12 protein-coding genes and 1 tRNA gene are annotated in these 13,613 nt (G+C 70.2%); 10 read left to right on the top strand and 3 right to left on the bottom strand.

Annotated features, from left to right (window positions below; all coding sequences use genetic code 11):
• The first annotated feature begins 18 nt into the window (after nucleotides 1-18).
• The 8 genes from ASD23_RS18255 (at nucleotide 19) to ASD23_RS18220 (ending at nucleotide 8,164) form a co-directional block, all read left to right on the top strand.
• Nucleotides 19-957, top strand: a complete 939-nt coding sequence (locus tag ASD23_RS18255) for a TatD family hydrolase (RefSeq protein WP_056014822.1) — start codon at nucleotides 19-21, stop codon at nucleotides 955-957.
• Nucleotides 954-1,826, top strand: coding sequence for a 16S rRNA (adenine(1518)-N(6)/adenine(1519)-N(6))-dimethyltransferase RsmA (gene rsmA, locus ASD23_RS18250; RefSeq protein WP_056014820.1), 873 nt, complete (start codon nucleotides 954-956; stop codon nucleotides 1,824-1,826). Before ASD23_RS18255 ends, rsmA begins: the two co-directional genes overlap by 4 nt.
• 21 nt (nucleotides 1,827-1,847) lie before the next feature.
• Entirely contained in the window at nucleotides 1,848-2,408 is a 561-nt protein-coding gene (locus ASD23_RS18245; RefSeq protein ID WP_157377160.1) for a hypothetical protein, read from the top strand.
• 9 nt (nucleotides 2,409-2,417) lie between these two features.
• Nucleotides 2,418-3,350, top strand: a complete 933-nt coding sequence (locus ASD23_RS18240) for a 4-(cytidine 5'-diphospho)-2-C-methyl-D-erythritol kinase (RefSeq protein WP_056014816.1) — start codon at nucleotides 2,418-2,420, stop codon at nucleotides 3,348-3,350.
• 62 nt (nucleotides 3,351-3,412) lie between these two features.
• On the top strand, nucleotides 3,413-5,275 hold the full coding sequence (locus tag ASD23_RS18235; RefSeq protein ID WP_056014815.1) for an ABC-F family ATP-binding cassette domain-containing protein: 1,863 nt from the start codon (nucleotides 3,413-3,415) through the stop codon (nucleotides 5,273-5,275).
• A gap of 184 nt (nucleotides 5,276-5,459) precedes the next feature.
• Nucleotides 5,460-6,371, top strand: a complete 912-nt coding sequence (locus ASD23_RS18230) for a MetQ/NlpA family ABC transporter substrate-binding protein (protein WP_056014813.1) — start codon at nucleotides 5,460-5,462, stop codon at nucleotides 6,369-6,371.
• Between the two features lie 105 nt (nucleotides 6,372-6,476).
• Nucleotides 6,477-7,505 (top strand): methionine ABC transporter ATP-binding protein, encoded by a 1,029-nt coding sequence (locus ASD23_RS18225; RefSeq protein WP_056014811.1) that lies wholly within the window; start codon nucleotides 6,477-6,479, stop codon nucleotides 7,503-7,505.
• On the top strand, nucleotides 7,505-8,164 hold the full coding sequence (locus ASD23_RS18220) for a methionine ABC transporter permease (RefSeq protein WP_056014809.1): 660 nt from the start codon (nucleotides 7,505-7,507) through the stop codon (nucleotides 8,162-8,164). The genes ASD23_RS18225 and ASD23_RS18220 overlap by 1 nt, the downstream gene beginning before the upstream one ends.
• 147 nt (nucleotides 8,165-8,311) lie before the next feature.
• On the opposite strand, the gene ASD23_RS18215 is transcribed toward ASD23_RS18220, so the two are convergent.
• From ASD23_RS18215 to ASD23_RS18205, 3 genes are all read right to left on the bottom strand, one after another.
• On the bottom strand, nucleotides 8,312-9,778 hold the full coding sequence (locus tag ASD23_RS18215) for an HNH endonuclease signature motif containing protein (RefSeq protein WP_082571642.1): 1,467 nt from the start codon (nucleotides 9,776-9,778) through the stop codon (nucleotides 8,312-8,314).
• A gap of 263 nt (nucleotides 9,779-10,041) precedes the next feature.
• Nucleotides 10,042-11,283, bottom strand: coding sequence for a zinc metallochaperone AztD (aztD, locus tag ASD23_RS18210; RefSeq protein WP_157377159.1), 1,242 nt, complete (start codon nucleotides 11,281-11,283; stop codon nucleotides 10,042-10,044).
• Between the two features lie 105 nt (nucleotides 11,284-11,388).
• Nucleotides 11,389-11,880 (bottom strand): MarR family winged helix-turn-helix transcriptional regulator, encoded by a 492-nt coding sequence (locus ASD23_RS18205; RefSeq protein ID WP_056014804.1) that lies wholly within the window; start codon nucleotides 11,878-11,880, stop codon nucleotides 11,389-11,391.
• A gap of 147 nt (nucleotides 11,881-12,027) precedes the next feature.
• Between ASD23_RS18205 and ASD23_RS18200 the strand changes: the two genes are divergently transcribed.
• A tRNA-Gln gene (locus tag ASD23_RS18200) sits at nucleotides 12,028-12,099 on the top strand.
• A 55-nt stretch (nucleotides 12,100-12,154) separates the two neighbouring features.
• On the top strand, nucleotides 12,155-13,597 hold the full coding sequence (gene glmU, locus ASD23_RS18195) for a bifunctional UDP-N-acetylglucosamine diphosphorylase/glucosamine-1-phosphate N-acetyltransferase GlmU (protein ID WP_056014802.1): 1,443 nt from the start codon (nucleotides 12,155-12,157) through the stop codon (nucleotides 13,595-13,597).
• The last annotated feature ends 16 nt before the right edge of the window (nucleotides 13,598-13,613 follow it).

The raw sequence follows: 13,613 nt of genomic DNA, 5'->3' as shown, positions 1-13,613 counted from the left end.
GCTCGGAGCAGCAGCGGCGTGAGCGATCCGTCGCCCGCACACCTCCGCACCCGCTCCGACGGTGGCCGTGCCGTCGAGTACCCGCCGGCGCCCGAGCCGCTCCGCGTGGCCGTGTACGACAACCACACGCACCTCGAGATCGCCGACGGCGCGCTGCCCCTCGACGTGCACGAGCACCTCGAGCGCGCGGCATCCGTCGGCATCGCCGGGGCCGTGCAGGTCGGCACGGATGTCGCGACGAGCATCTGGTCGGCCGAGGTCGCGGCGCGCGAGCCGCGGCTGCTCGCGGCGGTGGCCCTGCACCCGAACGAGGCGCCCGAGCTCGAGGCATCTGCTGGGGTGTCGGGCACCGGGCTCGACGACGCCCTCGCCGTGATCGACGAGCTCGCGGCGCGCCCGCGCGTGCGTGCGATCGGCGAGACCGGGCTCGATTTCTTCCGCACGGGTGAAGACGGTCGGGGCGCGCAGTTCCGTTCGTTCGAGGCCCACATCGACATCGCGAAGCGGCACGGGCTCGCGCTGCAGATCCACGACCGCGACGCGCACGACGAGGTCGTGTCGACCCTCCGCCGGGTCGGTGCACCCGAGCGCACCGTGTTCCACTGCTTCTCGGGCGGCGAGGAGCTCGCGAGGCTCGCCGCCGACGAGGGCTGGTACCTCTCGTTCGCCGGCAACGTCACGTTCAAGAACGCCGAGAACCTCCGAGAGGCGCTTCGGGTCGCGCCGAGCGACCGCATCCTCGTCGAGACGGATGCCCCGTACCTCACGCCCGTTCCGCTCCGCGGCCGCCCGAACGCGCCCTACCTCGTGCCGCACACGGTGCGTTTCATGGCCGAGGTGCTCGGTGCCGGCCTCGACGAGTTCTGCGAACAGCTCGCGGCGAACACGGTCGCGGTGTACGGCTCGTGGCATGATGAGCCCGTGATCGGGCCAGCAGAAGCGGACGCAGGGGCGTGAACGCGCATCGACACGCAGCTGAGGGCGCCGAGACGGTCCCCAGGCTGCTCGGGCCCGCCGAGATCCGCGACCTCGCCGAGCTCCTCGACGTCACGCCGACGAAGAAGCTCGGTCAGAACTTCGTCCACGACGCGAACACCGTACGCCGTATCGTGCAGACCGCCGGCGTGCAGTCGGGCGAGACGGTGCTCGAGATCGGGCCGGGGCTCGGCTCCCTGACGCTTGGACTGCTCGAGACCGGGGCATCCGTCATCGCCGTCGAGATCGACAAGCGCCTCGCCGCCCAGTTGCCGCACACCGCCGGTATCATGCAGCCGGGCACCTCACTCACTGTGGTGACCGAAGACGCGTTGCGCGTGACCGAGCTGCCCGGCGAACCGGTGCGGCTCGTCGCGAACCTGCCCTACAACATCTCGGTGCCGGTGCTGCTGCACCTGCTCGAGCACTTCGACTCGCTGCAGTCGGGCATCGTCATGGTGCAGGCCGAGGTCGGCTACCGGCTCGCCGCCGACCCCGGCTCGAAGGTCTACGGCGCGCCGAGCGTCAAGGCGGCCTGGTACGGCAACTGGCGCACGGCGGGCCAGGTCTCGCGGATGGTCTTCTGGCCGGTCCCGAACGTCGACTCGGTGCTCGTCGGCTTCGAGCGAGCGGATGCCCCGGGCACCGAGGCCGAGCGCATCGCCACCTTCGCCCTCGTCGACGCGGCGTTCCAGCAGCGGCGCAAGATGCTGCGACAGTCGCTCTCGACGGTGCTCGGGGGCGGATCAGCGCAGGCGAGCGCCGTGCTCGAGGCCGCGGGTGTCGACCCGCAGGAGCGCGGCGAACAACTCACCGTGGCCGACTTCCTCCGCATCGCCCGCGCGGTCTGATCTCGCGCTAGCGTGGGTGCCGTGGGCACGCAACGATCGGTGGGGGCATCGGCCGACAACGTCGGCGACGACGCCGTCGTCAGCGCGACGGGCAGGTCGCGGGACGACTGGTTCGCACTGCTCGACGCTGCCGGCGCGGCCGGCTGGAAGCACCAGGCGATCGCGAACTGGCTCGCCCGAGATCAGGGCGTCGACCCGTGGTGGGCGCAGGGCATCACCGTCGGGTACGAGCAGGCGCGGGGCATCCGCCTGCCCGGACAGCGTCAGGACGGCACCTTCGAGGTGAGCGTCACGCGCACGATCGCGGGCGACGTCGAGCCGGCGCTGCGCGCCCTCGCAGCCGTGGTGACGGAGCGAACGGGCGTCGAACCGCTCGCCCTGAATCTCGCGGCGAAGTACCCGACCGCTCGCTTCCCACTCGACAGCGGGGAGTTCCTGCTCGCCTCGGCGTCGGCCCGCGGCGCGGGCAAGACCTCCATCGGCCTCGTGCGCGGTCGCATGCCGAACGGCGACGACCTCGCCGAGGCCAAGGAGACCCTGCGCGGATGGCTCGGCGCGGTGGCCGTCGAAGCGGTCGGTTAGCGTGGAGTCATGACGATCGCGGCGACCGACGAGGCAGTGCACGTTCGGGCACCCGGCAAGATCAACCTCTTCATGCGGGTCGGCGCGGTGCAGGCCGACGGCTACCACGACGTCGCCACCGCCTACCAGGCCGTCTCGCTCTACGAAGACGTGCGCGCCTGGCCCGACGACGAGTTCAGCGTCTCGTTCGGCGGCACCGTCGACACCTCGGGCCTGCCGACCGATCGCTCGAACCTCGCCATCAAGGCCGCGAAGCTCCTCGCGCGCACGGCGGGAGTACCGGGCGGCGTGCACCTCGAGATCGAGAAGCACGTGCCGATCGCCGGTGGCATGGGCGGCGGATCCGCCGATGCCGCGGCGACCCTCGTGGCCTGCGACGCGCTCTGGGGCACCGCACTCGCGAAGGAGGAACTGCACGCCCTCGCCGCCAAGCTCGGCGCCGACGTGCCGTTCGCGCTCTCGGGCGGCACGGCGATCGGCACCGGTCGCGGCGATCAGCTCAGCCCCGCGCTCGCGACCGGCTCGTTCCACTGGGTGCTCGCGGTCGCGGAGTTCGGCCTGTCGACTCCCGCCGTCTACCAGGAGCTCGACCGTCAGCGCGAGTCCCGGCTCGGCCTCGTGCACGACGGCACGGCGCCGGTGGTCGACGCGGCGGTGCTGCAGGCGCTGCGTGCGGGCGACGCCCGACGCCTCGCGGAGTCGCTGCACAACGACCTCCAGGCGGCGGCGCTGAGCCTCGCTCCCGGACTCGGCGGCATCCTCGATCTCGGGGCCGCGCATGGGGCGCTCGCCGGCCTCGTCTCGGGGTCGGGCCCGACCATCGCGTTCCTGGTCGATGACACCGACTCCGCGCTCGAACTGCAGGTCGCCCTCTCGGCCGCACGCCTGCACGCCGTGCACGTGCACGGGGCCGTGCACGGGGCGCGCATCATCTCGGGCTGAGCAGCTGCAAGGCGGGCCCGCGTCGCTGCGAGCGAGCCCGCTGCACGTAAACTCAGGGGGACATGGCACATCTCCTGGGCGCCGAGCGCCTGCACCTCGAATTCCCGACGCGCGTCGTCTTCGACGAGGTGACCCTCGGCATCGACGAGGGTGACCGCATCGGCGTCGTCGGCCGCAACGGCGACGGCAAGTCCACGCTCCTGAAGCTCCTCGACGGCCGGCTCACGGCCGACGGCGGGCGGGTCACGCACCGCCGCGGCATCCGCATCGGCACGCTCGACCAGGCCGACGTGGTCGACCCGGGCAAGACGGTCGCCGAGTTCGTCGTCGGCGGCATCGAGGAGCACGTGTGGGCGGGCGACGCCAAGGTGCGCGACGTCATCGCGGGCCTCCTGAGCGACGTGCCGTGGCACGGGCAGATCGCGAGCCTCTCGGGCGGACAGCGCCGCCGAGTCGGACTCGCCGCCCTCCTCGTCGGCGACTGGGACGTCGTCTTCCTCGACGAGCCCACGAACCACCTCGACGTCGAGGGCATCGCCTGGCTCGCCGGACACCTGAAGCGCCGCTGGCCCGCCGACTCCGGCGCCCTCGTCGTCGTGACCCACGACCGCTGGTTCCTCGACGAGGTCTGCACCGCGACGTGGGAGGTGCACGACGGCATCGTCGAGCCCTTCGAGGGCGGCTACGCGGCCTACGTGCTGCAGCGCGTCGAGCGCGACCGCTCCGCCGCGGCATCCGAGGCGAAGCGGCAGAACCTCATGCGCAAAGAGCTCGCCTGGCTGCGCCGCGGCCCGCCCGCTCGCACGTCGAAGCCCAAGTTCCGCATCGACGCGGCGAACGAGCTCATCGCGAACGAGCCGCCCATCCGCAACAAGGTCGAGCTCGACCGGCTCGCGGTCTCGCGCCTCGGCAAGGACGTCGTCGACCTCATCGACGTCTCGGTGCAGTTCCCGATGATCGACCCCGTCACGGGCGAACCGGCGACCCGCACGGTGCTGAACGACGTCGAATGGCGCATCGCGCCCGGCGAGCGCACCGGCATCCTCGGCGTGAACGGCGCGGGCAAGTCGACGCTGCTCGGACTCGTGACGGGCGCGGTCGAGCCGACGAGCGGCCGCGTCAAGCGCGGCAAGACCGTGCGCATCGCGACCCTCAGCCAGGAACTGAACGAGCTCACCGAGTGGGCGGATTCGAGAGTCTCCGCGGTCGTCGCCGAGCAGCGATCGAGCTATCAGGTCGGCGACAAGGAGATGACGCCCGGGCAGCTCCTCGAGCGGCTCGGCTTCACGACCGCGCAGCTGTCGACCCCCGTGAAGAACCTCTCGGGCGGTCAGAAGCGGCGCCTGCAGCTCCTGCTCATCCTGCTGCAGGAGCCGAACGTGCTCATCCTCGACGAGCCGACGAACGACCTCGACACCGACATGCTCGCGGCGATCGAGGACCTGCTCGACTCGTGGCCCGGCACGCTGCTCGTCGTCTCCCACGACCGCTACCTCATCGAGCGCGTCACCGACCGCCAGTTCGCCATCCTCGACGGGCACGTGCGCGACCTGCCGCGTGGCGTCGAGCAGTACCTCGAACTGCGAAGGGCAGCGGATGTCGCGGCCAACGCGCCTGCCGGCACGTCGACGTCGTCGCACGCGGCCTCCACCTCGTCTGCGGCCGCGAAGCCGACGGCCGGGGGAGCGGCGAGTTCGCTCGCGGGCGCCGACCGGCGCAACGCCGAGAAGGAGTTGGCATCGATCGACCGCAAGCTCGAGAAGCTCTCGGTCCAGATCGCCGCGGCGCACGAGAAGCTCGCGGTGCACGACCAGGGCGACTACGTCGGCCTGGCGGCGCTCGGTGACTCGCTGCGCGAGCTCGAGGCATCCGTCGCCGATCTCGAAACCCGCTGGCTCGAAGTTTCCGAGTCGCTGGAGGCCTGACGTCGCAGAAGCTGTGACGCACTGTGACCCCGGCGTCGGGTGAGAAAAGAATCTTCGCCTAGCGTTGTTCTTGCACCCGCGATCGCGGCATCGAAGCCCCCACCGTTCACCAGCAGTGGCGGAGCCATGCCTGCTCCACGCCAACAGCACCCGGTCGCGTGCGCTCCAGCGAAAGGGAACCCACATGTCACGTCAGCACCCGTCCTCCCGTCAGGCGAAGCTCATCGCCGCACTCGCCGCAGTGCCGCTCGTCTTCGGCCTCGCCTCCTGCGCCGCTCCGGCCGCCGGCGAAGGCGACGCGAACGACGTCATCAAGATCGGCGTCGTCGGAAAGGCCGACCCGCAGTGGGCCGCCTTCGAAGAGGCCGCAGCCGACGAGGGCATCGAGATCGAGCTGGTCGACTTCTCCGACTACGCCCAGCCGAATCCCGCCACCACCGAGGGCGAGCTCGACCTGAACCAGTTCCAGCACATCGTCTACCTCGCCGACTACAACGTGTCGGCCGGCGAAGACCTCGCCCCCATCGGCGCCACCGCGATCTACCCGCTCGGGCTCTACTCGACGAAGTACGACTCGGTGAAGGCCATCCCCGAGGGCGAGACCGTGGCGGTGCCGAACGACGCCTCGAACCAGGCACGTGCGCTGCTCGTGCTGCAGTCGGCCGGCCTCATCGAGCTGAAGAGCGGCGGCACGATCTTCTCCGACCTCGCCGACGTCGACGAGTCGGCATCGAAGGTCAAGGTCACCGCCCTCGAGGCCTCGCTCACGCCGACCTCGCTGCCGGACCTCGCCGCGGCCGTCATCAACAACGACTTCGTCGCCGACGCCGGACTCACCTTCGAGGACGCGATCGCGCAGGACGACCCGAGCGACCCGAACGCGCTGCCGTACGTCAACATCTTCGCCACCCGTGCCGAAGACAAGGACAACGCGACCTACAAGAAGCTCGTCGAGATCTTCCAGACCGACCCCGAGGTGCAGGCCGGCCTGCTCGAGGCGTCCGGCAACACGGCGGTCGCGGTGACGACGCCGGTCGCCGACCTCGAGAAGTCGCTCGCCAAGGTCGAGGCCGACACCAAGGCCGCGAAGGGCTGATCGCGCTCGCGCGTTCCGTACCCGCCGTTCGGGCGGTGAGCACCGCACTGGTGCCCACCGCCCCGTTCGCGTTCACGACATTTCTGCGTCGCAGAGGAGAACACCATGGCGCTCGTCGCCCTGCGCAACGTCACCAAGACGTACCCGGCACCTGAGAAGGGCGCCCCGCCCGTCGTCGCGATCGACGGCGTGAGCCTCGAGATCGAACCCGGTGACGTGTACGGCATCATCGGCTATTCGGGTGCCGGCAAGTCGACGCTCGTTCGGCTCGTGAACGCGCTCGAACCCGCGACGTCGGGCTCGATCGAGGTCGACGGCCGCGAGATCACGACCATGCCGGAACGCGAGCTCCGTGGCATCCGGCTCGGAATCGGCATGATCTTCCAGCAGTTCAACCTCTTCAACTCGAAGACGGTGTGGGCGAACATCGCGTACCCGCTGCAGGTGGCAGGGGCGTCGAAGGGCGAGATCTCGGCGCGCGTCGCCGAGCTGCTCGAGTTCGTGGGCCTCGCCGGCAAGGCGAAGAACTACCCCGACCAGCTCTCGGGCGGGCAGAAGCAGCGCGTCGGCATCGCCCGCGCCCTCGCGACCTCGCCGCGGCTGTTGCTCGCCGACGAGGCGACGAGCGCACTCGACCCCGAGACCACCCAGGAGGTGCTCGAACTGCTGAAGCGCGTGAACCGCGAGTTCGGCGTCACCATCATCGTCATCACTCACGAGATGGACGTCATCCAGTCCATCGCCACGAAGGTCGCCGTCATGGACGGCGGACGCGTGATCGAGCACGGCGATGTGTTCGACGTGTTCTCGAACCCGCAGAACCCGTCGTCGCAGCGTTTCGTCGGCACCGTCGTGAAGGGCACCCCCTCGCCGGCCGAGCTTGCCGTGCTGCGCGAACGCCACGAGGGCCGCATCGTCACGATCTCGTTCCGCGACGGCGACGCGTCGCAGGCCGCCGTCTTCGTCGCGCTCGCGACCGCCGGCATCGAGTTCGAGCTCGTCTACGGCGGCATCAACGACATCCAGGGCCGGGCGTTCGGACACCTCACCCTCGCGATCAGGGGCGCGGATGCCGCGGTCGACGCGGTGCTCGCCGAGATATCCTCCCGCGTCGACGTGACGGAGGTGCCGTGATGGATCGTCTCTTCGAACTCGGGTCGGAGTTCTGGGTCGCCGCGGCCGAGACCCTCTACATGGCGGCGCTCACCCTCCTCATCGGCGGGCTCGGGGGACTGCTGCTCGGCACGGTGCTCTATACGACGCGACCGGGGAGCCTGCTCTCGAATCGCGCGGTGTTCAACATCGTGAACGTCGTCATCAACTTCTTCCGGCCGATCCCCTTCATCATCTTCATCGCCGCGGTGCAGCCGCTCTCACGGCTCGTGATCGGCACCGGCATCGGCAACGACGCGCTCATCTTCGCGCTCTCGATCGCGGCTTCGTTCGCCATCGCCCGAATCGTCGAGCAGAACCTGCTCACCGTGTCGCCCGGAGCGATCGAGGCGGCCCGCGCGATGGGCGCCGGACCGCTCCGGATCCTCCGTACGGTCGTCATCCCGGAGGCGCTCGGGCCACTCATCCTCGGGTACACCTTCGTGCTCGTCGCAATCGTCGACATGACGGCGATGGCGGGCTTCATCGGCGGCGGCGGCCTCGGCAACTTCGCGCTCGTCTACGGCTACCGCCAGTTCGAGCCGGCGATCACGTGGGCCGCCGTCATCATCATCGTCGTGTTCGTGCAGGGCGTGCAGTTCCTCGGAAACTGGCTGGCCCGCAAGGTCATGCGCCGGTAGCGAGGCGGAGGTGACTGGCATTGTTGCGTCAGCGGCGTCAGCGGCGTCAGCAGTGTCAGTGAAGTCAGCGCGCAGCACCTGACGCGGCGAGTCACCTGGATCAGTGGAGTCGCATGGACGGCGCAACCGCAATCACCGACTCGCCTGTCAGAACGGCGGAGCTTCGGCGAATCTGAGTTGGGCTGCCGCATCGGGCGGGGTCGTCAAGGGCGGCGACTCGGCGGCTCGAGCATCATCAGCTCGACTCGACATCCTCGACATTGTGCGTGCAGGGTGGGTGCGATGCACCCGGCCGGACGGCGAGGTCCACTCGAGCACGGCACCGGCCAGATGTCGCATCGACCATGATGTCTCGTGCTTGAGGTGATGGTGGAGCGAGCAGAGGTGCGCCAGATTGTCGAAGGCCGTTCGGCCGACGTCGGCCCAATCGATGCTGTGGTCGAGTTCGCTGCGACTTGCGTTGCGATTGCAGCCCGGGAACCGACACGTGCCGTCGCGCACCTGCAGCCACCGCTTCAAGTCAGCCGGCGGTCGATAGCTGGTGCGATCCACGTCGAGCACGGTGCCCGTCACCGGATCGGAGAGCAGTCGCACGAAGGAGGGCGCCTGGGCAGCAAGCCTGCGTGCGGCCTCGGGGTCGATCGGGCCGTAGCCGTCGAGGAGCGCGGGCTCCGTCGAGGAGCCCATGAGTGTCAGCACCGGAACGGTGACGTGCACGCTCGGCCGCACGCGGCCGCAGGCGGCGGCGAACGCGGAGTCGTCGCCGAGCCCGCCGTACAGCAGCAGATCGCGGAGTGCGTCGGCACGGATCTGGTCGTTCGTCGAGGCCACGATCCGCACGGCATGTTCGCCGGCGGGCTCCGAACCGAGACGGCTCACATCGTCGGCGCACTCGCCGGCCTCTCGTGCGACACGATCGAGGCGGTCTTTGATGAGGAGCGCGTCGGCGGCCGGCAGCAGGGCATGCAGCCAGGCCATGCCATCGAGGGCGGGCTCGATCTCGACGCGGCGCTTCTGGCGGGCTGCTCGGTGCCGATCGGCGACCGACTGCGCCTGCAGTTCTTCGCGCAACGAGCGCGCCTTGCGGCGAACAGCGGCGGCCGTGTGATCGGACGCGAATCGCGCGAGCTGTTCGTCGAGTTCGGCCAGAACGCGCGGCTCGTCGTCGAGCTCGGCCACGGCCTCGACGATGACCCGCGCATGCTGCATGCTGAGCGATCCCTCGCGGAGCGACGACAACGTGGCGGGAAGCTGCGTCGACAACGCCCATGCATCGTCGATCTGACGCTGCATGGTGCTCTCGGGGACGTGCAATGCGGTCGCGAGTTCGGCGGTGACGCTGCGGCGCGCAAGCTCTCGGCGCCGTGCAGGTGAGAGGTTCGGGGAGACGAACGCCCGCTCGGCGCGGAGCGCGAACGACACCGTCAGGAACACCACGTCGACTCGCATCGCCGCATTCATCGCTTCGACGCGCTGCGCCTGCACCGCCGCGTTCACGAGCTGGGCCAGGCCGTCTTGCGCCAACGCATACGGCGACCGCTCCCGGTCGGCACCCACGCCGTCTTCGCTCGGCGAAATACCAGACGAGCTGGCGTTTTCGAGTGCGAATGGCATGACGCCATTCTATCAATAATCGAACGTATGTTCGAGCGTTGTGGAGAACTTTCGTGACGCGGGCCGGCCTGCCAGGGTTGGGCCGGGCTGACAGCAGCTAGGCTGCCGCGGCTGGGGTGGGCTGACTCGGCTGGGGTGGGCTGACCCGGCTGGGGTGGGCTGACCCGGCTGGGGCGGGGCTGGCAAGGCTGGGCCGGGTGCAGCAACCGGACGCAGGCGAGCGGATGCCGCGGGCACGCGTGGGCCCGCGGCATCCGCTGTGCTCAGTCGCCGACGGTCGACAGCTCGTTCGGCACGTGCGGCAGCTCGACGCTCGCCGTGATCTCGCCGGACTCGAGGTCCACGACGTGCACCGTTGAGGTAGCGGGGTCGGTGACGTACGCGCGCTGACCGCGGACCTCGAGCGAGGGCCGGGCCTCCTGCCAGTCGACCGGCTCGGTCCACGGGGCGATCACATCGAAGCGTGCCGAGACGGTCCCCGCAACGGGGTCGATGACGTGGATGGCCCCGTCGGTGCCGAGCACGAGGGCCTCGCCGTGCGGGCCCCGGGCCAGCGAGCGGAACGTGTAGCTCGTGCCGAGCTCGACGAAACGCAGGGTCGCCGTCTCGGTGTCGATGAGGCTCACCCGCTCGGGGCGCTCGAGTTCCGCCTCAGCGTCGACCTTGTAGTCGCCCAGGACGATCGCCGATTCTGGGGACCCCGCCTGGTTCCCGATGCGGCCGTAGGCGTCGGGTGCGGCGATCTTGGTGAAGGCACCGTCGCGGTAGAGCACCGCACCGTTCTCGCAGCCGAGCACGACGACCTCGTCGGCGGCGACGGTCTCGCCGTGCACGCCGGGGCAGTCCTCCGTGCGGGCGAGCTCGGCGCGGTCGGTGTCGAGCACGACGGCGCCGGAGCGGCTCTCACTCGTGCCGAGCGTCGTGAGCAGTGCGCCGCCCTCGAGCGCGACCGCGACGCCGTGGTGCGCGTCAGGGCTCTCGTACTCGGTCAGCTCGGGTGCTCCGCCCTCGAGCGTCGACGGGTCGAAGAGCTGCACGCGCCCGGTGCCGTCGGCGAAGAGCGCGGTCGTGCCGGCGTGCGTCGTGACGTGGCCCGGGTGCTCAGCCGCGAACTCGGTCGCGGTGAGCTCCGGCGACTCGGCGTAGTAGTGGGCGTGGTCGCCGTGCTCCTCGATCGTGACCCCGGTGTCGAGTACGCGGAACGAGTCATCCGTCGACACGATCACGTGGCGTGCGTCGCCGGCGGGGTTCAGGCGGAGGAATCCGTCGAGCGGCACGTCGTCGACGGTCTCGAGCGAGTCTCCCTCCAGTACGAGGACGCCGCCGTCATAGCTCACGACGACGCGCGGCGCACTCACCTCGGCCTCGGTCGAGTGGGCTTCGGATGCCTCGGCGGTGCCGCCATCGCCGTCGGCAGGGCTCGCGCAGGCCGCCAACGCGAGCGCCAGCACCGGGGCCGCGACGGCCGCGAATCGGAAAGGGGATCGTCTGTTCGGTGTGTTCACGACGTCACGGTATCGTTAATGAAAATCATTATCAACAACGCTGATGCTGCATCGAATCGAGCGAATCGATCCGGGCGGTCGACCCGCTCGCCGCGCGGCCTCGCCTCAGTCGAAACCGAGGCTGAGCTTGCGCAGCAAGCCGGCGAGCCGCTTCTGCTCCGCCGCCGGGAGGCTGCGGAGCAGCTCGGCCTCGGCGTCGACGAGGCGCGTGATCGCCGCATCGACGCGGGTGAGCCCGGCAGAGGTCATCTCGACGAGGATGCCGCGCCCGTCGTTCGGGTCGGTCTGCCGGTTCACGAGCCCGCGCTCGACGAGCCGGTCGATGCGGTTCGTCATCGTGCCGCTCGAGACGAGCGTCTGCTGCAGGAGCTGCTTGGGGGAGAGCCGATAGGGGGAGCCCGCACGGCGCAGCGCTGAAAGCACGTCGAACTCCGAGGACTCGAGCTCCGAACGAGCGAACGCCTGACGCCGCGCCCGGTCGAGGTGCTTCGAGAGTCGCGCGACGCGCGAGAGCACCTGCAGCGGTGAGAAATCGAGGTCGGGTCGCTCGCGCTCCCAGTCGTCGACGATCCGGTCGACCTCGTCAGCATCGGTCATCCCGTCATTATCCCGCGACCGGACGGGGCACCGGTGCAGGCGGTGCCGGTGCAGACGGCGCCGGATGCCTCGAGGCGCCCGTCGGCTCATCGGCGACGGCCTGCTCATGGCAGACTGGTTGACGCGCGCGGCCAGGCGCCCGCGCGATCCGCCATAGTGTAACGGCAGCACGGCAGCCTTTGGAGCTGTTCGGTCCAGGTTCGAATCCTGGTGGCGGAGCCCGAACGGCCGTCCCGATCGATCCCTCAGACCGCACCGATAGGAACACGCGCGAATGACCGACCAGAACCTCGCCATCATCGTCCTCGCCGCAGGCCAGGGCACGCGCATGAAGTCCGCGGTGCCGAAGCTGCTGCACCCGCTCGCCGGCGCGCCGATCGTGGCACACGTGCTCGCCACCGCGCGGGCGCTCGACGCCGTGCACATCGTCGCCGTCGTGCGCCACGAGCGCGACCTCGTGGCGACCGTGGTCGAGCGGGAACTCCCCGGCACGATCATCGTCGACCAAGACGAGATCCCGGGCACCGGCCGCGCCGTCGAGCAAGCCATCGCCGCGCTCCCGGCCGACTTCGACGGCGAGGTCCTCGTGTTGAACGGCGACGTGCCCCTCCTGAACGCCGACACGCTCGCAGCATTCCTCGAGCAGCACCGGGCGGATGCCGCCGAGGCATCCGTGCTCTCGGCCGTCTACGACGACCCCACCGGCTACGGCCGCGTCGTGCGCGACGCCGCCGGCCTCTTCGACCGCATCGTCGAGCAGAAGGACGCGAGCGACGACGAGCGCGCGATCGCCGAGATCAACGCGGGCATCTACGCGTTCGGTGCGGCGGCGCTCCGCGACCAGCTCGCGAACCTCACGACCGACAACGCGCAAGGCGAGAAGTACCTCACCGACGTGATCGGCCTCCTCCGCGCCGCCGGCTCCGAGGTCGAGGCCGTGCCCGTCTCGGAGCCCTGGCTCGTCGCCGGCATCAACGACCGCGCTCAGCTCTCGGAGACCGCTGCTCGCCTGAACGCGCTCATCGTGCGCGGCTGGCAGCTGAACGGCGTCACGATCGAAGACCCCGCGACGACCTGGATCGACCTCGCCGTGCGCATCGAGCCCGACGTCACCATCCGTCCGGGCACGCAGCTCAAGGGGGCCACGCTCATCGCCACGGGCGCGATCGTCGGACCCGACACGACCCTCATCGACTGCGAGATCGGCGAGAACGCCGAGGTCAAGCGCACCGACGCCACCCTCGCGGTCGTCGCCGCCGGGGCGACGGTCGGGCCGTTCTCGTTCCTGCGACCCGGCACGGTGCTCGGCGCCGACGGCAAGATCGGCGCATTCGTCGAGACGAAGAACGCGAACATCGGCGAGGGCAGCAAGGTGCCGCACCTCAGCTACATCGGCGACACCACGGTCGGCGAGCACTCGAACGTCGGCGCCGGTTCGATCACGGCGAACTACGACGGCGTGAACAAGCACCGCACCGAGATCGGCTCGCACGTGCGCACCGGCTCGCACGGCGTCTTCGTCGCGCCCGTTAGGATTGGGGACGGCGTCTACACGGGTGCCGGCACGGTCGTCCGCAAAGACGTCCCCGCCGGTGCACTCGCCGTGAACGTGGCGCCGCAACGCAACATCGAGGGATGGGTCCAGACGCACCGAGCCGGCTCCGCGGCTGCTGAGGCAGCTGCCGCCGCCGAGGCGACGGGCCCCGCCGCCGACTGACGCACCGGCCGAGGCG

Origin of the sequence: Agromyces sp. Root1464, assembly GCF_001427265.1 — a bacterium.
Taxonomy (GTDB): domain Bacteria; phylum Actinomycetota; class Actinomycetes; order Actinomycetales; family Microbacteriaceae; genus Agromyces; species Agromyces fucosus.
Note: the sequence above shows the minus strand (reverse complement) of the source record. Positions and strands in the feature narration are given on the sequence as shown.

Coding starts and splice junctions, on each gene's coding strand:
- ASD23_RS18240 (WP_056014816.1), top strand. CDS start 2,418: ATGACGATCGCGGCGACCGACGAGGCAGTGCACGTTCGGGCACCCGGC.
- ASD23_RS18235 (WP_056014815.1), top strand. CDS start 3,413: ATGGCACATCTCCTGGGCGCCGAGCGCCTGCACCTCGAATTCCCGACG.
- ASD23_RS18230 (WP_056014813.1), top strand. CDS start 5,460: ATGTCACGTCAGCACCCGTCCTCCCGTCAGGCGAAGCTCATCGCCGCA.
- ASD23_RS18225 (WP_056014811.1), top strand. CDS start 6,477: ATGGCGCTCGTCGCCCTGCGCAACGTCACCAAGACGTACCCGGCACCT.
- ASD23_RS18220 (WP_056014809.1), top strand. CDS start 7,505: ATGGATCGTCTCTTCGAACTCGGGTCGGAGTTCTGGGTCGCCGCGGCC.
- ASD23_RS18215 (WP_082571642.1), bottom strand. CDS start 9,778: ATGCCATTCGCACTCGAAAACGCCAGCTCGTCTGGTATTTCGCCGAGC.
- ASD23_RS18205 (WP_056014804.1), bottom strand. CDS start 11,880: ATGACCGATGCTGACGAGGTCGACCGGATCGTCGACGACTGGGAGCGC.
- glmU (WP_056014802.1), top strand. CDS start 12,155: ATGACCGACCAGAACCTCGCCATCATCGTCCTCGCCGCAGGCCAGGGC.